Below are 21,468 nucleotides of genomic sequence, written 5' to 3'. Positions count from 1 at the left end.
GAACACCCACCGCCCCGCACCGCCCTTTCCCACAACGCCCACCACTCGACCCGGCCACCGAGCAGCACGACGCCCGCACCACCCGACGATCGGCAAGTCTGTCGCCGGAGGCCTAACACGGACGTAACGCGACAGGAGCACGCCACAGGGGGAGCGGGCGGGGCCGGCGCAGGGATGGTCTACAGGCGTTGCGGGTGCACCATCGACGAAACGCGTTCGCAGCCCGTGATCAAGAGACCGGGAAACCGGCGAAGCCGCTCTCCGTCTGCGTCACCATCGCGATGTTCTGCGCCGCAAGCAAGTCACGTACATCCGCGGTGGGCGGCGTAGGCAGGAGCACGGCCAGCCGCAAGCCGGGCGGTACCTTGATATGACGCCGGTAGTCCAGCAACTGCCCTATGGCCATGCGCACGTTGGAACGCGTGGCCGCACCCTTCGCCTCGTAGAGTACGTTCTCGGTGGCGTCATAAAGGTCGGGTACGAGTGCCCCCGACTCACCCTTGACGGTGATCTGGAAGCTCTTGAACTCGTGGCCGGCTGCTTCCAGACATTTCTCAAACTCCGCGACGAGCTGGCCTTCCCGGCGCATGACTGCCCGCTGACCGCCAGCGTGGTGGGAAACCGTCTGGGCCGTCACGTGCTGTTCTGTGGGCTTGTCCTTGGCACCGGTCGAGATCGCGACCTTGGGCGTCTTCGGGGCGGCGGGCGCCTTGGGAAGCTTCGGTGCTCCCGTCGCCTTGGGCAGGTCCAAGACCGTGGTCTGCGTGGCAGGCGGCACCTCGTCGGCCTCGGTCAGGGCCAGCGTCGCGCCCTCGGCGGGACGTAGCCGGAAGACGAAGACCCAGCGCATCACGTCATCGCTGCCCGGCGCCTTCCGTTCCTCATACGGCTGGGCGGCGTCGAGCACCACCTGTCCGACGTAACGCTGGGACACTTCAGCCTTGCCCGGCACCTTGCCGTTGGCGACGAAGAGGTGGACCTGGCCACCGTCCGCCTGCCATGCCTCATCCAACGTATCGAGCAGCACCTTGTTGCCGCGCTTCAGCTGCTGATCTCCCGTGCCGCCGGCACCGGTATAGAGGTAGAGGAGGCCGAATTCATCGCTTTCCGCCCATCCGTCGAAGGTGTATCCGTGCTTCTCTCCGACCGCCGGGTCGGAGTAAACGAACACCTTCTTGGATGCCTTGGCGGGAACGATTCCTCCGCTAAACACGGAACCCCCATAGACCTCCGCGACCTTCTCGCGCGTCGTAATCAGTCCGGGGGTGAGGTCAAGAGACGGCATCTGCCAAATGTAACCTGCGGGTCTGACAACGCGGCCGGACGGACCGATTCGGTCGGATATGCGCAACCTGAGTAGCGCCGGTGCCCTGTTGTCACCAGCAACCCGCCGTACAGGCGCGCACCCAACGGCCGGTTGGTGCCGTTGCCTCACCGCTCCCGCAAGGCCGTCCGCCTCGTGGGGTGGGAATCCTGGGCGGGGACGCGGTCGTGGTGTCTGAGGGCCGTGGTGCCGGATCGTGCGAAGGTGTCCGTGCTCGTCCACATCCGCAGGGCCTCCGCGCGTTCCCTGATCAACGACATCCGCGCTTCCCACTCCGTCCCGGACGTGTGAGCGGGGTGCGCGGTGATCTGGCCGTCGTGCTTGCGGTACAGCAGGCCCGTCTCTCCGGTGAACCACCCGTCCGCCAGCGCGTCCAGGCCCATCAGCAGGCCCGTGTCGCCGGAAGCCGGGAGGGCCAACCACCCTCCCAGCAAAGCCATCAGCGAGCGCCGGGCGCACAGCGTCGCCGGGTGCACCTGGGGGCGCTGGTGCTCCTTCCAGAAGCGGAACGCGTTCCCACGACGCAGCCGCCCCGGATGCGGGTCGCTCCCCTCGAACGAGACCGTGCTGCCGTCCTCCAGGAGGTCGACCACGCGGCTCGTGGTCCAGCCCACTGACGGGTGCTCCTGGAGCACCGCGATGTCACGGGCCAGCACTCCCGCGGTCAGGCGGTCGTCCGCGTCCAGGGTCTTCACGTACACACCGGTCGAGCGGGCGAACGCCATCGTGCGCGCCACGTGCGGCCCACCGGCCCGCGAGGCCGACATCCGTACGCGCCCGTCGCCGGTGGGGAGTTGGGCCGCCGCGCCGACGCCCGTCCCGTCCTCCTGAACACACCATTCCCACGACCACCCCTCGGGCAACTCCTGGGCGAGCAGGGAGGCGTAGGCCTCGGGAAGGAAGCGCACCGCGTCGGCGTGTACGGGCGTCACGACCGATATGACGTTCATGAAGGCCTTTCATGGCTGGTACGGCGGCGCCGCCCCGATGGGAACCCCCACGGCTCAGGGAACCGTGAGAGACCGGACGACGCGAGGCACCTGGATCATCCAGCCCGAGGGGCCCACCTCGCACGGCAATAACGCCCAGCCAGGCCTGTAGCCCCCGAGGCGGCCACCACGCACGAAGCGCCCCTGCCGCGTTTGACCCACCAGCCGCGCCCTCACTCCAACTCGCGCAGATACGCGTCCAGTTCCGCCGCCCCCGACAGCATCGCCCGCCCCCGGGCGGACAGCCGTGTCCGCCACTCCTCCAGCGTGGACTCCAGCGGTTCCAGGCCTCCGGCCGAACGCACCTGGGCGATCAGCGGCGCGATCCGCTCCAACGGGTAGCCGCCGCGCCTGAGTTGGTGGGCCAGCATCACGTCCCGTACGTCGGACTCGTCGTAGACGCGGTACCCGGTCGCGGGGTCGCGGCGCGGGGTGAGCAGGCCCGCGCGTTCCCACTTGCGCAGCGTCGCGGGACGGATTCCCAGCCTGGCCGCCAGCGGTCCGATGAACGTGCGGCCGGGGCCCGGCGCCACGGGCTCCAGATCGCGGAGCGCGTCCTCCACGGCCCGCAGGGTCCCGCGGTCCTCCAGCAGCTGCGCGTGGACCCCGTCGATCAGACGGAACGCCTCGTCGGCCTCGCCGTCGTTCACCGCACGCATGACCGCCGCCGCCGTCCGGTGGCCGTGGCCCGGCACCAGGGCCAGGAACGCCCGCAGCGCCGCCGCGTGCAGCGGGGTGTAGACGCGGTAGCCGTGGGGTGTGCGATCGGCGGCCGGGAGGATGCCGGCCTCCTCGTAGTTCCTGACCGCTTGCGTGGACAGGCCGTGCGCGCGGGCCAGGTCGACCGGCCTGAGCCGATCACCCCTTTGAGACTTTCGCTCCATGAGCCCGCCGCTGTCGTGTGGAAGTTTCCACCGAAAGTTCAACGATACCGTTGACGGGCATGGCGAACGACATCAAGGACACCCTTCACACCGCCGGGGCCGCCGCCGTCGTGGGACTGCTTCCGGCCCGTCCGCGGCTGCTCGCGCTGGGCGAGCCGACCCACGGCGAGGACGCGCTGCTCCGGCTGCGCAACGAACTCTTCCGGGAACTCGTCGAGAAGGAGGGCTACCGCACCATCGCGATCGAGACCGACTGCGTGAAGGGCCTGGCCGTGGACGAGTACGTCGCCTCGGGCACGGGCGACGGCCTCGACGACGTCACCGGCGGGGGCGGCCTCCACGACGTCGCGGGCGGCGGCGCCCTCGACGACGTCATGGAACACGGCTTCAGCCACGGCTGGGGCGCCCACGCGGCCAACCGTGAACTCGTCTGCTGGATGCGCGAGTTCAACGACGGGAGGCCCGCGTCCGAACGGCTCCGTTTCGCCGGTTTCGACGGCCCGTTGGAGATCACCGGCGCCGCGAGCCCACGGCAGGCCCTCACCGCGCTCCACGGCTACCTCGCGGCCCACGTCGACGCCGACCTGCTGCCCTGCACCGCGGCAACGCTCGACGCCCTGACCGGCGCCGACGAAGGGTGGACCGATCCCGACGCGATGACGGATCCGGCGCGGTCCGTGGGGCGGTCGGCCGAAGCCTGCGAACTACGGTTGCTCGCAGACGAGTTGACGGCCTTGCTCGACGCCCATGAACCCCGTCTGCGCGCGACGCCCCCGCCGGACGACTGGGACCACGCGCGGCTGTACGGACGCACCGCGACCGGTCTGCTGCGCTACCACCACGCCATGGCCGACACCTCACCGGCGCGCATGACACGGCTGTGCGCGCTGCGGGACCTGATGATGGCCGGCAACCTCCTCGCCCTGGCCGACCGGGGCCCGGTGCTGGTCCACGCCCACAACGCCCACCTCCAACGGGAGAAGAGCACGATGCGGATGTGGCAGGGGACGGTGGAGTGGTGGAGCGCCGGTGCGCTGGCCGCCGCCCGGCTCGGTGCGGACTACGCGTTCGTACCCACGGCACTCGGCACGATCCGGCACCGCGGCGTGGACACACCGCCTCCGGACACCGTCGAGGGCCTCCTGTACGCGCGCACGGAGGACCGCTGCGTCGTCGACGCCCGAGGGCTGGCCACCGCCCTCGCCACCGCACCGCCCGCGCCGCGCGTCTCCCCCTGGTTCGGCTACGCGCCCTTCGACCCGGCCCACCTGCCCGGCTGCGACGGCCTCGTGTTCGTCAAGGACGTCCCACGGGGGTGAGGCCGTACCGCGCACAGGGGTGAGGCCGTACCGCGGGGCGGCTGAACTCGCACGGTGCGAAGGCTCCGGCCACCGAGTGGCCGGGGCCTTCGCGGGGTCGGGGCCTTCGCGGGGCCGAGGCTCCCCCCCGGCCGCAGGAATCAACCGCGCGCCCGGACGTCTACGACGCGCGCTGCGACTCCCTCACGGTGACCTTGCCGGACCGGATCGTGGCGAGGCGGGGGGCCTTCGCGGCGAGGGCCGTGTCGTGGGTGACCATGACGAAGGTCAGGCCGTGTTCCCGTTGCAGGTCGTCCAGGAGCAGCATGATGTCGTCGCGGGTCTCCTCGTCGAGGTTGCCGGTGGGCTCGTCGGCCAGGAGGACCTTCGGTTCCTTGACCAGCGCACGGGCGATCGCCACTCGCTGCTGCTGGCCGCCGGACAGTTCGGCCGGGGAGTGGCCGCTGCGCTCGCCGAGGCCGACCGACTCCAGCGCCGCCGCCGCGCGGCGGGCGCGCTCCGCCTTGCCGACGCCCAGGGGTGCCAGGGCCGTCTCCACGTTCTCCTGCGCGCTCAGGGTGGGGATCAGGTTGAAGCTCTGGAAGACGAAGCCGATCAACTCGGCCCGCACTCCGGTCAGTCTGGCCTCGCTGATCCGGCCCAGGTCGTGGCCGGCCAGCTCGACCGTGCCGGACGTCGGGCGGTCGAGACCGCCCAGCATCTGCAGCAGGGTCGACTTGCCGCCGCCGGTGGGGCCCTGGATGACCAGACGGCTGCCCTCGGGGATCTCCAGGTCGACGCCGTCGAGGGCGCGGACGGTCTTCTTGCCCTTGGTGTAGTGCTTCTGCACACCGCTCAAGCGGTACATGGTGGTTGACTCCTCGTCAGGACGGTCTCGGTACGGACTACTCGACGCGGCGCAGCGCGTCCGCCGGGCGGAGCCGGGAGGCGCGCCAGCCGCCGAAGCCGCCGGCGACGAGGCCGCCCGCGACCGCGAGGGCCACGGCCAGGCCGATGGACGCCAGGGTGACCGGGGCGGTCAGGTGGACGGTGACCTGGTGGGCCGCCTGCGCGACGTGGCCGCCGAAACCGCCACCGCCACCGCCGCCGGGGCCGCCGAAGCCGCCCGAGCCGCCGCTGCCGGAGGAACCGCCGAGGGAGGCGCTCAGGCTCGGGGAGAACGCGGTGATGGCCTCCGCGCCCGCCAGGCCCAGGGCGATGCCGAGGGCGCCGCCGATCAGGCCGTTGACCACGGCCTCACCCATGACCTGGCCGATGACCCGCTTGCTGCGCCAGCCCAGTGCCTTGAGGGTGCCGAACTCCCGCACCCGTCGGTTGACCGCGGAGGAGGTCAGCAGCGAGGAGATCAGGAAGGCGGCGGCCAGGACCACGATCGACAGCCACTTGCCGAGGTTGGTCGCCAGGTTGGCCGCGGTGGACAGCGAACCGGAGACGGTGGACGCCATGTCGGAGGCGGTGGTCACGGTGGTGCCGGAAACCGCCTTCTGCACCTCCGACTTGACCGCCGCGATCTTCTGCGAGCTGGTGGCCTTGATGTAGACGGTGGTGACCTTGTCCTTCTGGCCGGCCAGCGTCTGGGCCTTGGTGAGCGGGATGTAGAGGTTGGCGGTGGACGATCCGCTGGAGGCGGTGGCGATGCCGATGATCGTGAACTTGGTGCCGGAGATGGTGACGGTGCTGCCCACGCTCAGCTTCTTCGACTTGGCGTAGGAGGAGTCCGCGACCGCGACCGCCGAGTCGCTCTGGGCGCTGGTGAAGTTCTTGCCGCTGGTGATCGCCAGGCTGCTGATCGGGCCCACCGAGAGGTGGCTGGTGTCGACGCCGTCGATGGTGAAGGTGTTGAGGCTGAAGTTGGCCGCACCGGACGGCGGCGTGCCGCCCGAGCCGCCCGCCCCGCCCGGACGCTGGCCGCCGCCGAAGCCACCGGCACCGGCACCGGCACCGGAGACACCCGAGCCCGAGGAACCCGAGGTGCCGCCTTGCAGCTTGAAGCTGCCGTTGAACTTGAAGTCGTTGAGCGACAGCGAACCGACCGCCGTCGAGACGCCGTTCTGCTTGGCGATGGTGGCGAGCTGGGAGGAGGTGAGCGTGGTGGTGCCCGCGCTGATGGTGAGCCGGTCCGAACTGCTGCTCTGGCTGCCGGAGCCGGACCGCTTGATCCCGAACTTCTGGCCGCCGCCGTCCTGCCCGGACGCGGCCTGCTTGGTCACGGTGACGTCCGTGCCGAGGCCGTAGAGCGAATGCAGCACCTGGGACTGGGCGTTCTTCATCCCCGCGGAGACGGAGGTCACCGTGAGGACGAGCCCGATACCGAGAGCGAGGCCCATCGAGACGACCAGAGCCGCCTTCCGGCGGCGGCGCAATTCGCGCCTGAGGTAGGTGAAGAACATGAACCGAGACGGTAGGAATCGTGGCTGAGCGGTCCCTAAGCCTTCGATGAGAGAGGGGTCAACGGGAGCCATGTCTTCCTTATGAATGCGGTCACGAACGGACAACGGGCCGCGTTCCACGTGGTCAGCGCCCATCTGGTGCGGTGAATCGGCGCGTTCACCCGTCTGCCGTGCGGCGCACGGCCACCCGTCGCCGACCGGCGACAAGAGCAGCTCGAAAGTCGGCCGAATTCAGCCCTTCGGGGTGCCGGTTCACAGCGAATTCCCAGCCCGCTCCCCGTACCCGCCCAGCCGGGACGGCGAGGGTGAAACGCGCGGCTCGCTCCGGGAAGCCTGCGAGGCGTGCCGAAACCGTCCCCTCCGCCCGAAGGAAACCATGACGTCGAGCACCGATATCGCGGAATCACATGCTGTGGCCGGTGAAACACACCCGCAGTCCCGGGGGACGGACCGCGTGGGTGGTGGTCGCCGGCCATGGCAGGTGTGGCGTTCCCCCGAGGACCAGCCCGGCTGGGCCCGGCCCTGCCTGCTCCTGACCGCCGCGTTCGCGGCGGCGCTGTACGCCTGGAACATCACGTCCTCCGGGTACGCGATGTTCTACAGCGACAGCGTGAAGAGCATGTCGGTCAGCTGGAAGGCGCTGCTGTTCGGCGCGATGGACCCCGGGGCCACCATCACCCCCGACAAGATCGCCGGATCGTTCGTCCCCCAGGCGATCTCGGCCCGGATCTTCGGCTTCCACCAGTGGTCGGTCACCCTCCCGCAGTGCATCGAGGGCGTGATCTGCGTCCTGGTGATGTACCGGATGGTGCGGCGCTGGGTGGGGCCGAAGGCGGGCATCATCGCCGCCGCTCTGTTCACCCTGACGCCGGTGTGCGCCTCGATGTTCGGCCACGCGATGGAGGACGGCGCCCTCACCATGTGCCTGGTGCTGGCCGCCGACCGCTTCCAGGTCGCCGTGGAGCGCGGCAGGCTGCGCTCGCTGGTCATGAGCGGCGTCTGGGTGGGCCTGGGCTTCCAGGCGAAGATGATGCAGGCGTGGATGATCCTTCCCGCGCTCGCGCTGGCCTACCTGCTGACGGCGCCGGGACACCTGCGCAAGCGCGTCTGGCACCTGCTGGTCGCCGGGGTCGTGTGCGCGGCGGTGTCGCTGTCCTGGGTGGCGATGATGACCGTCGTACCGGCCAAGGACCGGCCGTACGTGGACGGCAGCACCAACAACAGCGCCGTCGCCATGGTCTTCGGCTACAACGGCCTGGAACGCTTCGGCATCCACCTCTCCGGTGCCCTGCCCAGCATGGGCGGCGGAGGCCAGGGCGCACCGGGCGGCAAGAGCGGCGCGGGCAAGGGCGCCACCGGCGGCATGCCGGGCGGGGCCTTCGGCGGGTCCGGGAGCAAGCCCGGGTCGGGCTCCGGCACGGCGGGCGGCGCGGCGGCCGGCGGCTTCGGCGGGTCGGGCGGCTTCACGCCTCCCAACGGCTCCGCGCCCAACGGCTCCGCCCCCAACGGCTCGGCGCCCAATGGCTCCGCCCCCAACGGTTCCGCTCCGAACGGCTCGGCCCCCGGCGGCTCCGGCATGCCCGGTGGCTCCGGGGCGTCCGGCGGCTCCGGCATGCCCGGCGGCTTCGGGGCCTCCGGCACCGGGTCCCACGCACGCGGCGGCGGGTCCGGGATGCCCGGCGGCGGCAAGGGCGGCTTCATGGGGCAGAGCGGTTCCCCGTGGACGAAGCTGTTCCAGGGCCGGTTCGCGCCGGAGATCAGCTGGACCCTGCCGTTCGCGGCGATCGCGCTGGCCTTCGGGCTGCTGCGCAGGCGCCGGGCCGGGCGTACGGACGTCGTGCGCGGCGGATTCGTGACCTGGGGCACCTGGCTGGTCGTCGTCGGCCTGGTCTTCAGCAAGATGTCGAGCATCCCGCACACCGCGTACATGGCCACGCTCGCCCCGCCGCTCGCCGCGCTGTGCGGCGCCGGCGCGGTCCTGATGTGGCGGGCCTACCGCGCGGGCGGCAGGAGCGCCTGGGTGCTGCCGGCGGCCGTGGCCGTCCAGGCGGGGTGGACCTTCTACCTGTGGTCCGACTCGGCGTCCAGCTTCCTGCCGTGGCTGAAGTGGCTGACGCTCGTCGGCGCGGTGGCCGGTGCCGTCGCGCTGGTGCTGGGCAGGCTCAGCGGGCGCAACCGCACCCGGGTGGGCGTGACCGGGCTGCTGCTCGGCCTGACGGCCGCGTTCGGCGGCACGGTCGCGTGGTCCGCGTCGGCGTTCGACTCCCGTTACGACGGCAGCGCGTTCGACGCCGGTGCCGGGCCCTCGTCCATGGGCGGCATGGGCGGCGGCATGCCCGCGTCCTTCGGCGGCAAGGGGTCGACGTCGCACGGGTCGTCCGTGGCGAAGGGTGCCAAGGGTGGCAAGGACGCGAAGGGCGCGACGGCCGGGATGGGCGGCATGACCGCCACGGCGTCGCTCACCTCCGACGAGCGCAAGCTGTGGAACTACGTCAGCGAGCACCGCGACGGCGCCGAGTACCCGCTCGCCACGATCGGATGGCGTCAGGCCGAGTCGTACATCCTGGTCACCGGCGAGAAGGTGCTGCCGATCGGCGGGTTCTCCGGCTCGGTGCCGCAGCCCACCCTCACCGCGTTCGAGCAGATGGTGAAGGAGGGCAAGGTGCGCTACGTCCTCTCCCAGGGCTCGGGCTCGGCGATGGGCATGGGCATGGGCGGCAGCTCCGGCGGGTCGTCGCAGGCGATCAGCAAGTGGGTCACCGCCCACTGCTCGAAGGTCCCGGCCGAGGACTACGGCGTGAAGGACAGCGGCAGCACCAGCAGTGCGCGGTCCTCCGGCCCGGCCGCCATGTTCGGCGGCTCCGGCACCGGTTCGCTGTACCTCTGCACCGCCGGTTCGTGACCGCCCGCGGGGGCCGTGCCGGGTCCACCGGCACGGCCCCCGTCGGCATGCGCGTCCCCGACGCACGGCACGCCCCCGGGGGGATCGGGGAGAATGGAACCGCACGCACCCTTGAGGGAAGTGGATGGAAGGCATCGGCATGACGGCCGGGCAGGCCACGGCCAGGTCGCGGCACCGGCTGCTGGTCGTGGAGGACGAGCCCAGCATCCGCTCTCTGCTGGAATCGGCCCTGCGGCTGGCCGGCTACGCGGTGAGCAGCGCCGACACAGGGCAGTCCGCGTTGCTGGAGATCGAACGGCTGGCGCCCTCCCTGGTGCTGCTCGACGTGCTCCTGCCCGACGTGGACGGGTTCGAGGTGACGCGGCGGCTGCGGGCCGCGGGCGACGACACCCCCGTTCTCTTCCTCACCGCCCGCACCGACCTGTCCGACCGCATCACCGGGCTGAGCGCGGGCGGTGACGACTACGTCAGCAAGCCGTTCAGCATCGAGGAGGTGCTGCTGCGGATCGAGGCGATCCTGCGCCGCACCGGCACCGCGGGCGAGGAGATCCCGCAGGCCGCGCCGAACGTCCTGCGCTTCGGCGATCTGCTGCTCGACGGGGACGCCCACGAGATCCACCGCGCCGGGCAGTACATCCAGCTGTCGCCCACCGAGTTCAACCTGCTCAGCTATCTGATGGCCAACGCCAACCGCGTGGTGAGCAAGGACCAGATCCTCGAACACGTCTGGGGCTACGACTTCGCGGGCGACGCCCGCATCATCGAGACGTACGTGAAGTACCTGCGCAAGAAGATCGACTGCTTCGATCCCCCGCTGATCCACACCGTCCGCGGCGTCGGCTACTGCCTGCGCCTGCCCCGTGGCCGTACCGAGGCCCAGGCCCCGTGAGGAGGGCCGGCCCGAAGTCCCTGCGCGCCCGTCTGCTGCTCGGTGTCACCGTGCTCGCCGCGCTCGCGGTGCTCGCCTCGCAGGCCGTCGGTTACGCCGTCCTGCGCTCCTGGCTGGTCGGCCGCGTCGACCAGCAGCTCGCCGGATTCCGGCCGCCCGCGTTCGCGTTCCACCAGGCGGAGGCGGGCCAGGTCCCGCACGGCGGGCCGGCCGCGCCCCGGGACTCCGCCGCCGTGCTCCCCTCCGACTTCCGGGTCTACTTCTACGACGCCTCCGGGCGGTTGCTGACCCGCAACCTCGGCTACTCCTCCCGCCTGCCGGGGCCCGGCCTCGCCGCGGACCGCGCCGCCCTCGGCCTGCGCACGGGCGCGCCGCGTTCCGTCGCGGCGACCACCGGATCCGGGCACTGGCGGGTGCTGGCGCAACCCGGGCCCGGCGGCATGACCGCGGTCGTCGCCCTGCCGCTGGACACGGTCGAGGGCGCCACGTCCAAACTGCTGTGGCTGGACGTCGCCGTGCTCGCCGTCACCACCCTCGGCCTGATCACGGTCGGGGCCTGGGTGATAAGGATCGGTCTGCTCCCCCTGACCCGCCTGGAGCGCACCGCCCGGCGGATCACCGCGGGCGAGCCGGGACTCAGGCCGGCCGACACCGACCCGCGCACCGAGATCGGGCGGCTCGGCCGGGTCCTGGGCGGCATGCTCGACCGGCTCCAGCAGGCGCTGCGGGACCGGGAGGCGTCCGAGGCGCGGTTGCGCCGTTTCGTCGCCGACGCGGGCCACGAACTGCGCACCCCGCTCACCGCGATCCACGGCTACGCGGAGCTGGCCCTGCGCCACGAGCACCGTTCCGCGGCCGAACAACGCGAAGCGCACCGGCTCGTCGCCCAGAACGCGGAACGCATGAGCCTGATCGTCAACGACCTGCAACTGCTGGCCACGCTCGACCGCGAGCCGTCCTACCGCAGCGAACCGGTGGACCTGCTCTCGGGCGCCGCCGACGCGGTCAGCACGGCCGCCGTGCACCAGCCCTCCCACCCCGTCGACCTCGGCCCGCTGCCGACGCCCTCGGACCCCGGCGGAGCAAGGGAGTTGGAGGTCGTCGAGGCGACGGGCGACGACCACCGGCTGCGGCAGGTCGTGGCCGCGCTGCTGTCCAACGCCCACGCCCACACCCCGCCCGGCACCCGCGTCCACGTACGGGTGGGCGCGACCCGGGCGAGCGCCTACGCGGGCGGCACGGACCGCCCCGGCCGCAGCAGCGTGACACCGCCGCTGGCGGCGCGCACCCCCGTCGCCGTCATCGAGGTCGCCGACGAGGGCCCGGGGCTGAGCCCCGAGCAGGCCGGGCACGTCTTCGAGCGCTTCTACCGGGCCGACCCCTCCCGCACCCGGGCGCGCGGGGGCAGCGGCCTGGGCCTCGCGATCGCCGCGTCCATCGCCCAGGCGCACCGGGGCCGCCTGGAACTCGACACCCGCCCCGGCCGCGGCTGTGTCTTCCGCCTGGTCCTCCCGACCGCTCCCGGGGATCCGAACACCGCGATGTGAGCTGTTCCAGGACGTCAACGGCCCGTCAAAACTGCCGGGTTCGGACACTGCGCGGCGTCGGGCGTGGTGCCACCCTGACGCCTGCGGCTCACGGAGCGTGGCCGCGGGGGGACAGCGGAGGCGGGCGAGCGCGGTGCGTGGCTTTGTGGGGGCGGTCACGGGGTATCCCACCGTGATCTTCAGCTTCGCCCTGGTCGTGGTGGTGGGCTACTGGTTGCTGGTGCTCCTCGGGGGAGCGCACCCGCACGGAAGCCACGGGGGCCACGGCGGCCAGGGCGGCCAGGGCGGGGGGCACGGGGGCGGCCACGGCGGTGGCCACGACGGAGGACATGCAGGGCACGGCTCCGGGCACGCTCACGGCGGCCACCACAACGGCCACCACGGCGGGGAGCGCACCGGCCGCCCCGGCCACGACCCTGTACGGCACGATCCCGTACAGCACGGCCCCGTAGGGCGTCCGCACGCCGGACGGGCCCGCCTGCTGGGCCTCGGCGGCATACCCGTGACCGTGGCGGTCTCGCTCGTCGTGGCGTTCGCCTGGTTCACCGCGCTGGCCGGGCAGACCTGGCTGGGCGGGGACGCCCGCGGGCTCGTCCTGCCGATGGCCCTGGCCGGCGGATGGCTGGGGGCGCGCCTGCTCGCGTCACCGCTGCGCCGGATGACGCCCGAGCCGCTTCCGCCGCCTTCCCGGCGGGACTTCGTGGGCCTGGGGTGCGTGATCCGCACCGGGCGGGTCGGGCCGGACTTCGGGCAGGCGGAGGTACGCGCCGCCGACGGCTCCGCGGCGCTGGTGCAGGTGCGCCTGGCACCCGACGACGCGGCCGGACCGGAGAACGCCCTGCGGGCCGGGATGTCCGCGCTCATCTACGACTACGACGCCGAGGGCGAGTTCTTCCGGGTCATGCCCGCTCCCCCGGCGACGGGCTGCTGATCGCATGCCGACTCCGCCGTAGACCGGCCAAGTCCCGCCTGCCGTAGAGCGGTCGACCCGAAGCGGCTGACGCGACGCCGCGTCTCCCTGCCCCCGTCGACCCCCTCACGTCAACGCCACGACCCCGCGCCTCCGTGCGCCAACTCCCGTTCATCCACGGCAAGGTCAGTCCAAGGGAACAGCCATGTCTGTCGTCACCATCGGTGCCGGTGTGCTCGTCGCCGTCCTTCTGCTCGTCGGTCTGGGCACGTTGCTGCTCTTCGGCCGGTTGTTCCGCAAGGTGGTGCAGGGCGAGGCCCTGATCATCTCGCGCCCCAAGGGCGCCACGGTGACCTTCACCGGCGCCCTCGTCATGCCGATGCTGCACCGCGCGGAGGTCATGGACATCTCGGTGAAGACCATCGAGATCTCCCGGACCGGCCAGGAGGGCATGATCTGCAAGGACAACATCCGCGCCGACATCCAGATCACCTTCTTCGTGCGCGTCAACAAGACCGTCGAGGACGTCATCAAGGTCGCCCAGGCCATCGGCACCGACCGGGCGAGCCACCAGGAGACGTTGCAGACGCTGTTCAGCGCGAAGTTCGCCGAGGCGCTGCGGACCGTCGGCAAGCAGCTGGACTTCGCCGACCTCTACACGCACCGCGAGGAGTTCCGCGACCGCATCGTCGCCGCCATCGGCACCGACCTCAACGGCTACCACCTGGAGGACGCCGCGATCGACCATCTGGAGCAGACCCCGATGTCGCAGCTGGACCCGTCCAACATCCTGGACGCCCAGGGCATCCGGAAGATCACCGAACTGACCGCGCTGGAGCACATCCGCACCAACGACTTCCAGCGCAACGAGCAGATGGAGATCACCCGCCAGGACGTCGACGCCCGCGAGGCCGTGCTCGAACTGGAGCGGCGGCGCGAGGAGGCGGAGATCCGGCAGCGCAAGGGCATCGAGACGCTGCGGGCGCAGGAGGAGGCGGCCACCGCGATGGTGCAGGAGGAGGAGCGGCTCAAGGCGCACGGCGCCCTGCTGCGGACCGAGGAACTGCTCGGCGTGCAGCGGGAGAACCAGCAGCGCGAGATCGCGGTAGCGGAGAAGAACCGGGAACGGGTGCTCGCGGTCGAGACCGAGCGGATCGAGAAGGACCGGCTGCTGGAGGTCGTGGGCCGGGAGAGGGAGGTCCAGCTCGCCAGGGCCGGGATGGACAAGGAGATCGAGGTCGAGCGGCGCGGCGTGGCCGACGTGGTGCGCGAGCGGATCGCCGTGGAGCGCACCGTCGCCGAGCAGGAGGAGGAGATCAAGCGGGTCCGCGTGGTGCAGGAGGCGGAACGCACCCGGCAGAGCGTGGTCATCGCCGCCGAGGCCCAGGCGCAGGAGCAGCACGTCAAGGACATCAAGGCCGCCGAGGCCGCGGAGCAGGCCGCGCACCTGCGGGCGAAGGAGCAGTTGGTGCTGGCCGAGGCCGGGCAGAAGAGCGCGGAGCTGGAGGCCGCGGCCAACGTGCGCCGCGCCGAGGGTGAACGCGCCATGGCGGGCGCGGCGGGGCTCGCGCGGGCCGAGGTGGCGGAACGGCAGGCGCTGGCCGACGCCGCCGGGGTGCGGGCCCGGCTGGAGGGCGAGGCGGCCGGCCTGAAGGAGAAGGCCGAGGCGATCGAGAAGGTCGGCCTGGCCGAGGCGGCCGTCGCCCAGGGCAAGGCGAACGCGGAGGCCGCGGGCATCCGCGAGAAGCTGCTCGGCGAGGCCGCCGGACTGGAGAAGAAGGCGGCGGCGATGGCCGCGCTGGACGAGGTCTCGCGTTCCCACGAGGAGTTCCGGCTGCGGCTGGCCGCCGACAAGGAGGTGCGCCTCGCCGCGCTGGAGGTGCAGGGCAAGGTCGCCGAGGCGCAGGCGACGGTGCTCGCCACGGGTCTGGAGAGCGCGGACATCGACATCGTCGGCGGCGACAGCGTGTTCCTGGAACGGCTGGTGAGCGCGGTGTCCTTCGGCAAGTCGATCGACGGTGCCGTACAGGGATCGGAGACGGTCAGGGCACTGGGCGCGGACTGGCTCAGCGGTGAGAAGCGCTTCAGCGACGACGCCACGGAGGTGCTGAAGTCCCTCGGGGCCGGCGGGCCGTGGAACCTGGCGCTGCTGATGAAGCTGCTGGGCGCCGCGGCGCCCGATGCCACGTCGGCGCTGGACATCACCGCGCCCCTGGACCCGGCACGGCTCGTCAACGGCTCCAGCGCCACGGTGAACATGAACGGCATGGCCGACGCGGGCACGACCACCGACAAGTAGCGCGCGGCCATCGAAGAGACAACGACACGTACCGGGCCGGACAAGGGGACACGGGAAGCAGTCATGGGCGTCGAGGACGGCACCTACCAGATCCTGCGGGCACGGCTCGCCGAACGCGCCGCCGAACTGGCACGGTGGGCGCAGGAGTTGAACACCGCGCGGCAGGAGGCGTTCGGCTCCCCGGCGCTGGAGCTGACCGGTTCGGCCCGGCCGCGCACCGCGGGAGAGGGCACCGCCCGCGGGATCGTCGCGGTGCGGCCCGGCGTCCTGCTGCTGGGCACCACCGCGCCGGACCTCGACGCGGGCCTGCTCTCGTTGCACACCCCGGACGGCACGGTGCTCGAACGGGATTCGGTACCGGGCTTGCTGGACGACGAGCGGTTCCATCGCGACCTGGCGGAGCTGCTGCGCTACTACCGGGACGCCCGCCTCGCCGACCTGGTGCGCACGACGCCCGGCAGGCTGCTCGCGGTCTTCCGCACCGGCGACAACGAGGGCGACCAGCGCGTCCTGAGTTGGCAGTTGACGGAAGACGGCGCCGAGTACCTGGGCAACCACGGTGAACGCGACCTGCCGCAGCCGCCGGTGTACGAGCTGCCGTGGACGCCGACCGGCCGCGAGCACCACGACCACGGCCGGATCAGGGTCGAGGGGGCCGAGGGCGCGGTCACCGTCGCCACCACCGGCGGCGCCCTCACGGTGCGTTCCGTCCCCGGCGACCGGACGCTGTTCGAGGAGCCGGTCGACGAGCCGTTGCAGAGCCTGGCGGACGCCGTCGTCGCGTACGCGCCGACGGGGCCGCTGCTGCTCCTGCGGGTGCGCCCGTACAACGAGACCGCCGACCGCCATCTGGTCGTCAACACCCGTACCGGTTCGGTCCGTCGACAGGACTCGCTCGCGCACGGCGCCCGGCTGCTCCCGGCCGACCAGGGCCTGCTGTTCCCCGGCGGCTACGAACTGGCCGACGGCACCCACCGCGCGTTCCGGACGGAGGGGGGCGCCCCGGGCTTCGAGGCGGTGATCCCCTCGCCCAACGGCGAGGACCTGCTCTACGTCCTGCGCCGCCCGGGCCGCGCGCAGGTCCTGTTGCTGCCGTGGAACACCGTGCGCCGGGAGGCCGCCGCCGCGCTGCACGGCGCGGCGCACGCCCTGCTGCCCGACGGCACGCTCGTGCTGCTCAAGCCGGACCGCGATCCGGTGCGCACGCACGAACTCCAGCTGTGGCGCACCCCGTTCCAGTCCGCCGACCACGCCGCCGCCCAGCCGGTCGGCGACGGGCCGCTGGCCCGGATCGGCAACGCCGACCTGGTACGCGGGATCGCCGACTGCCTGGACGTGGTGCGCACCGCGACCGCCGCCGCCCAGGACGAGCGGGCGGCGGCCGCCCCCGAACTGCTCCTGGACGCCTGCGCCAAGGCCGCCGACCGCCACTACTGGCTCGACGGCACCGGCCTGCTCGAACCGCTCGCCGCACTGCGCGAGACCGCCGAGCGGATGGCGGAGGAACGGGACCGGGTCCACGCCCGGGCCGCCCGCGCCGCCGAGGCGCTGGAGCAGGCCCGGGAGGAGGCCGCCGCGCTGGTGCGCCGCTCGCACGGCGAGCCGCCCGCCGCCGCCGAGGCGTGGACCCGGCTGCTCGCCGAACTGCGCCGCGCCCAGGGCCGCGTCGTCACACTGCGGGAGCTGCCCCAGCTCGACCTGGCCGCGCTGGAGCGGGTCGAGGCGGACCTGGCCGACGAGCTGGCGGCGGCGACCGACCGCGCCTTCGCGTTCTTCGCGGGCCCCGACGCGTTCGCCACCCCGCTGGCCGCCGCACGCACCGCAGCCGACGAGGCGCAGGACGTCCCCACCGCCGCCGAGGCCGAGCGGCTCGGCGAACGCCTCACCGAGCAGGCCGACGCGCTGACCACCGTCACCGACCTGGTCACCGGCGCGGTCGCCGCCGACCCGGGCGCGGGAACGGCCGTCCTGCTGGCCATCGGCGAGGTGCTGGCGGCCGTCAACCGCGCCCGCGCGATCCTGGCCAACCGCCGCCGCGCCCTGCTGGAAGCCGAGCACCACGCCGCGCACGCGGCCGAGTCCGCACTGCTCGCCCAGGCCACCACCGCGGCCCTGTCCGCCGCCGGCACCCCGGCCGCCTGCGACGACCACCTCGCCCGGCTGCTGCTGCGCGTGGACGCGCTGGAGGCCCGGTTCGCCGAGGCCCAGGACCTCGCGGGCGATCTGGCCCTGCGCCGCGAGGAGATCCGGCAGGCCTTCGCCGCCCGCCGCCAGACCCTGCTGGACGAGGCCGCCGCCCGCGCCGACCGCCTGGCCGTCTCCGCCCACGGCGCGCTCCAGGCCCTGCGCCGCAGGCTCGCCGGGCTCACCACTGCCGCCGACATCCACGCCGCCCGCGCCGCCGACCCGATGGCGGTACGAGTACGGGCCGCGGCGGACGAACTGCGCGGCCTCGACGACCAGGTGCGCGCCCAGGAGCTGGACGACGGACTGCTCGGCGCCGTGCGCACCGCGCTGCGCGACCTGCGCGACCGCGCGGACCTGTCGGACGACGGCGGTGCGAGCGTCCGGCTGGGGCGCCACCGCTTCGCCGTCCGCCGCGAACCGGTCGAGCTGACCCTCCGGCCCGACGGCGACGGCCTCGCGTTCCTCGTCACCGGCACCGGTTACCGCCGTCCCGCCCGGCTGCCCGAACTGCCTCCCGACACCGCGTTCTGGACCCAGCCGCTGGTGAGCGAGTCACCGGCGCTCTACCGCGCCGAGTACCTGGCCGCCACGCTGCTCCCCGACGTCAACGGCGGCCCGCTCGCCGACGTCTCCGGCGGCCTGCTCCCGGACCTCACTGGCGGCCCGCTGCTCGACCAGGTACGCCGCGCGGCCGAGCGCGCGTACGACGAGGGGTACGAACGCGGTGTCCACGACCACGACGCCGCCCTCGTCCTCGGCGCGCTGCTGCGGCTGCGTGCCGGGGCCGGGCTGCTGGAACACCCCGCGGAAGTGCGGTGCGCCGCCCAGCTGTTCTGGGCCCACGGCGCCACGGACCCGCAGCGTGCCGCATGGCAGCGCCGCGCCCGCTCCCTCACGTCGGCCCGCGCACACTTCGGGCCCGGAGGGGCGACGACGCAGCTGACCGCCCTCGCGGCCGAACTGTCCGACGCTGTCGAGCAGTTCATCGCCTCCGTCGGCCTGCCCACCGTGCCCCGCACCGGCGACTACCTGGTCGCCGAACTCGCCGACGAACACGAAGGGTTCGCCACCGGCGTGGCCGCCCGCACCCTGCTGGACGGCTTCCGGCGCACCGACGCCGCCCCCGGCCTCGCCGCCGACCTCCAGGCACTCGCCACCGACCTGTCCGCCCGCCACCAACTCGCCACGGCCTGGCTGAGCGCGTACGCGGACGCCGACACGAGCGCCCAGGCGCCCGACGATGACGACGGCACCCCGTCCGACGACGGCCTCGCGGAGGCCGTGGCCCACCTGTGCGCGCCCGGGCTCCCCCGCTACGAGATCACCGCTCCGGTCGGCGAGACCGTCACCGGCCTCCTCGGCTCCCACCCCCGCGTCCGCGACGGCCGGTTGACCGTACGCGTCGACCAACTGCCGTACCAGGCACGGGAGTTCCGCGAGGAACGGGCGCCGGCCTTCCGTGCCTTCCAGCGGCGGCGCGCCGACGCCCTGGCGGCGGAACGGGCCCGGCTGCGGCTGGACGACCACCGGCCGCGCCCGCTGGCCGGATTCGTGCGCAACCAGCTCATCGACCAGGTCTACCTGCCGCTCATCGGCGACAACCTGGCCAGGCAACTCGGCACGCTCGACACGACCGCGACCACCGACCGCAGCGGCCTGCTGCTGCTCCTGTCCCCGCCCGGCTACGGCAAGACCACGTTGCTGGAATACGTCGCCGACCGCCTCGGCCTGCTCATGGTCCGCGTCGACGGCCCCGCGCTGGGCACCGGCACCACCTCCCTCGACCCGGACCGCGCCCCCGACGCCGCCTCCCGGCGCGAGGTCGAGAAGATCGTGTTCGCCCTGGAGGCGGGCAGCAACGTGCTGCTGCACGTGGACGACATCCAGCACGTCGGCGCGGAGCTGCTGGAGAAGTTCATCCCGCTGTGTGACGCCCAGCGCCGCGTAGAAGCCGTCAGCGACGGCGTCGCCCGCAGCTTCGACCTGCGCGGACGCCGCTTCGCCGTCTGCCTCGCGGGCAACCCGCACACCGCGAACGGGCAGCGCTTCACGATCCCCGACATGCTCGCCAACCGCGCCGACGTGTGGAACCTGGGCGAGGTCTTCACCACCCACCAGGGCCTGTTCGCGCAGTCGTTCCTGGAGAACACGCTCGCGGCCAACCCGGTGCTCGCCCCTCTCGCCGGCACCGACCCGGCCGACCTGCGCCTGCTGATCGCGCTGGCCGACGGCGACCCGACAGCCCATGCCGATCAACTCAGCTGTCCGGTAATCGACTTGGACCGCGTACTGGCCGCCCTCACCCGGCTCCGCCGCGTCCAGCGCACGGTCCTCGCCGTGAACAGCGCCTACATCGCGTCCGCCGCGCAGGACGAGTCCGCCCGTGCCGAACCGCCGTTCCTGCTCCAGGGCTCGTACCGCACGATGGCGCAGTTCGCCGCCCGGATCGACCCCGTGCAGAGCGACGCCGAGGTCGAGGCCCTGCTGGACGAGCACTACCTCGCCGAGGCGCGCACCCTCGGCGGCGCGGCGGAGGCCAACCTGCTCAAGCTCGCCCACCTGCGCGACCGCGCCACCCCCGAACAGGCCGACCGCTGGCGGACGTTGTGCGCCGCCTACGCCGGAGGCGGCGCGTGGTCGAGCCACCCCAGCAGCCTCGCGCCGAACACGGCCGTCTCCAGCGTGTAGCGCTGCAACGCGTCGTCCGGGTCGAGTCCGGTGAGCCGGACGACGCGTTCGACGCGGTAGGCCAGCGCCCGCACGCTCAGCCCCAGCCGCCGCGCCGCCTCCGCCGAGACGTAACGGGAGTCCGCGTAGGCGGTCAGCGTCTCCAGCAGGGGCCCGGCACCGCCCCGGGCGTTCCGCAACGGGCCCAGCACGCTGCGCACCAGATCCTCCAGCGCGTCGCGGTCCCGCAGCAGCACGGGCAGCACCAACAGGTCGGCGGCGTGCAGCAGTTGCCCCTCGACACCGAGCTGATCGGCCTGCTCCAGCGCCGACCGGGCCTCCTCGTAGGAGTGCACGACGCCACCGGGTCCGCTGTGCGGCCGCCCGACGACGACCCGGCGCCCCTGGGTCAGTTCGGCGAACGCCTTGACCGCCGCGTCCTCGCCGGGCCCGGACGGCACGACGCACACCAGCCGCCCGTGCTTGACGGCGAGCAGCACCTCCTGTTCGCCGAAGCGGCCGAGCAGTTGCCGCTCCAGCGCCCGGACCAGCGGGTCGTCCAGGTCGTAGCCGTCGCCCGCGGCCACCGCGACGACGTGCGAGCAGGCCAGGTTGATCCCGAACCGCTCCGCGTGCTCGGCCAGCCTTCCTACGTCGCTGCGGCTGCTGAGCAGGTCCGCGACGAACTCCCGCCGTCCCGCCTCCTCACGCCGCAGCCGCTCCCGGTAGGCCCGGCTGTGCCCGTCCGCGATCGCGGCGACGGCCGCCCGCAGTGCCGTCATCGACGAGGCGTCCACGGTCTGCCCCGCCCAGACCGCACCGGCGGCGGCAAGCCGCTCGTCCACCAGCTCGGCGAGCCCGCGCCCGCTCTCGGCCGCCCGGTCCCCGTACGCACGCAGAGCGTCGAGCTCTTCCCGCCGAAGCCGCCGCCCGCTCCGCCCCACCTCCACGAGCACCCGCCCCCAGGCGTCATCCCCCTCGACCCCGACGCTCGTCAACTCCCGCTTCCTCCCCCGTAGACGCCGACCCGGCGGACTCCCGTTCCGCTGCCTCGGCTGCGCTGCTCGGCTGCGCTGCCTCGGCTTCGTGATCCGCTCCCGGCCGGTCCCTGACCGGTGATCGTAGTGCGGGCGGGAGGCGCGGCCGACGGCGCGTTCGACC

Annotated in this window: 13 protein-coding genes; 7 read left to right on the top strand and 6 right to left on the bottom strand. The window is 72.9% G+C overall.

The annotated features are described in order from the left end of the window. Positions 1 to 229: 229 nt before the first annotated feature. The 3 genes from K7472_RS18805 to K7472_RS18795 all read right to left on the bottom strand — a co-directional run bounded on the left by K7472_RS18805 (position 230) and on the right by K7472_RS18795 (position 3,197). Positions 230 to 1,285 (bottom strand): SRA domain-containing endonuclease, encoded by a 1,056-nt coding sequence (locus K7472_RS18805; RefSeq protein WP_222979547.1) that lies wholly within the window; start codon positions 1,283 to 1,285, stop codon positions 230 to 232. A gap of 146 nt (positions 1,286 to 1,431) precedes the next feature. Next, positions 1,432 to 2,274 carry a glycosyltransferase family 2 protein gene (locus K7472_RS18800; protein WP_222979546.1) on the bottom strand — a complete coding sequence of 281 codons (843 nt, stop codon included), beginning with the start codon at positions 2,272 to 2,274 and terminating at the stop codon, positions 1,432 to 1,434. A 212-nt stretch (positions 2,275 to 2,486) separates the two neighbouring features. Then, positions 2,487 to 3,197: a TioE family transcriptional regulator gene (locus tag K7472_RS18795; protein ID WP_222979544.1), complete on the bottom strand. Its 711-nt coding sequence runs from the start codon at positions 3,195 to 3,197 to the stop codon at positions 2,487 to 2,489. A gap of 59 nt (positions 3,198 to 3,256) precedes the next feature. Here K7472_RS18795 and K7472_RS18790 point away from each other — a divergent pair, with 59 nt between their 5' ends. After that, positions 3,257 to 4,516 carry an erythromycin esterase family protein gene (locus K7472_RS18790; protein ID WP_222979542.1) on the top strand — a complete coding sequence of 420 codons (1,260 nt, stop codon included), beginning with the start codon at positions 3,257 to 3,259 and terminating at the stop codon, positions 4,514 to 4,516. A gap of 160 nt (positions 4,517 to 4,676) precedes the next feature. Here the strand turns inward: K7472_RS18790 and K7472_RS18785 are convergent, their stop codons facing one another. Both K7472_RS18785 and K7472_RS18780 read right to left on the bottom strand, forming a co-directional pair. Further along, positions 4,677 to 5,363 (bottom strand): ABC transporter ATP-binding protein, encoded by a 687-nt coding sequence (locus tag K7472_RS18785; protein ID WP_222979540.1) that lies wholly within the window; start codon positions 5,361 to 5,363, stop codon positions 4,677 to 4,679. Positions 5,364 to 5,400: 37 nt separating this feature from the next. Continuing rightward, the gene (locus K7472_RS18780; protein ID WP_222979538.1) at positions 5,401 to 6,906 is read right to left on the bottom strand and encodes an ABC transporter permease; all 1,506 of its coding nucleotides are present in this window, start codon (positions 6,904 to 6,906) and stop codon (positions 5,401 to 5,403) included. Between the two features lie 454 nt (positions 6,907 to 7,360). Here K7472_RS18780 and K7472_RS18775 point away from each other — a divergent pair, with 454 nt between their 5' ends. From K7472_RS18775 to K7472_RS18750, 6 genes are all read left to right on the top strand, one after another. Beyond that, entirely contained in the window at positions 7,361 to 9,808 is a 2,448-nt protein-coding gene (locus K7472_RS18775; RefSeq protein ID WP_308013977.1) for a glycosyltransferase family 39 protein, read from the top strand. A gap of 124 nt (positions 9,809 to 9,932) precedes the next feature. Continuing rightward, a complete protein-coding gene (locus K7472_RS18770) occupies positions 9,933 to 10,697 on the top strand; it encodes a response regulator transcription factor (protein WP_252395845.1) in 765 nt (254 codons plus the stop codon). Beyond that, a complete protein-coding gene (locus K7472_RS18765; RefSeq protein ID WP_308013976.1) occupies positions 10,694 to 12,244 on the top strand; it encodes a sensor histidine kinase in 1,551 nt (516 codons plus the stop codon). Before K7472_RS18770 ends, K7472_RS18765 begins: the two co-directional genes overlap by 4 nt. Before the next feature lie 172 nt (positions 12,245 to 12,416). Continuing rightward, positions 12,417 to 13,175 carry a hypothetical protein gene (locus K7472_RS18760; RefSeq protein ID WP_308013975.1) on the top strand — a complete coding sequence of 253 codons (759 nt, stop codon included), beginning with the start codon at positions 12,417 to 12,419 and terminating at the stop codon, positions 13,173 to 13,175. A gap of 184 nt (positions 13,176 to 13,359) precedes the next feature. Then, positions 13,360 to 15,453: an SPFH domain-containing protein gene (locus K7472_RS18755; protein WP_222979532.1), complete on the top strand. Its 2,094-nt coding sequence runs from the start codon at positions 13,360 to 13,362 to the stop codon at positions 15,451 to 15,453. Positions 15,454 to 15,516: 63 nt separating this feature from the next. Further along, entirely contained in the window at positions 15,517 to 20,328 is a 4,812-nt protein-coding gene (locus tag K7472_RS18750; RefSeq protein WP_222979530.1) for a DNA repair ATPase, read from the top strand. Here the strand turns inward: K7472_RS18750 and K7472_RS18745 are convergent. After that, a complete protein-coding gene (locus K7472_RS18745) occupies positions 20,256 to 21,305 on the bottom strand; it encodes a PucR family transcriptional regulator (protein WP_222979528.1) in 1,050 nt (349 codons plus the stop codon). The genes K7472_RS18750 and K7472_RS18745 overlap by 73 nt on opposite strands. Between the last annotated feature and the right edge of the window lie 163 nt (positions 21,306 to 21,468).

The organism is Streptantibioticus parmotrematis, assembly GCF_019890615.1.
Taxonomy (GTDB): Bacteria; Actinomycetota; Actinomycetes; order Streptomycetales; family Streptomycetaceae; genus Streptantibioticus_D; species Streptantibioticus_D parmotrematis.
Note: the sequence above shows the minus strand (reverse complement) of the source record. Positions and strands in the feature narration are given on the sequence as shown.

Bases quoted from the DNA above. Each gene is read 5' to 3' on its own strand.
- K7472_RS18805 (WP_222979547.1), bottom strand. From the start codon at position 1,285: ATGCCGTCTCTTGACCTCACCCCCGGACTGATTACGACGCGCGAGAAG.
- K7472_RS18795 (WP_222979544.1), bottom strand. From the start codon at position 3,197: ATGGAGCGAAAGTCTCAAAGGGGTGATCGGCTCAGGCCGGTCGACCTG.
- K7472_RS18755 (WP_222979532.1), top strand. From the start codon at position 13,360: ATGTCTGTCGTCACCATCGGTGCCGGTGTGCTCGTCGCCGTCCTTCTG.
- K7472_RS18785 (WP_222979540.1), bottom strand. From the start codon at position 5,363: ATGTACCGCTTGAGCGGTGTGCAGAAGCACTACACCAAGGGCAAGAAG.
- K7472_RS18780 (WP_222979538.1), bottom strand. From the start codon at position 6,906: ATGTTCTTCACCTACCTCAGGCGCGAATTGCGCCGCCGCCGGAAGGCG.
- K7472_RS18800 (WP_222979546.1), bottom strand. From the start codon at position 2,274: ATGAACGTCATATCGGTCGTGACGCCCGTACACGCCGACGCGGTGCGC.
- K7472_RS18790 (WP_222979542.1), top strand. From the start codon at position 3,257: ATGGCGAACGACATCAAGGACACCCTTCACACCGCCGGGGCCGCCGCC.
- K7472_RS18750 (WP_222979530.1), top strand. From the start codon at position 15,517: ATGGGCGTCGAGGACGGCACCTACCAGATCCTGCGGGCACGGCTCGCC.
- K7472_RS18770 (WP_252395845.1), top strand. From the start codon at position 9,933: ATGGAAGGCATCGGCATGACGGCCGGGCAGGCCACGGCCAGGTCGCGG.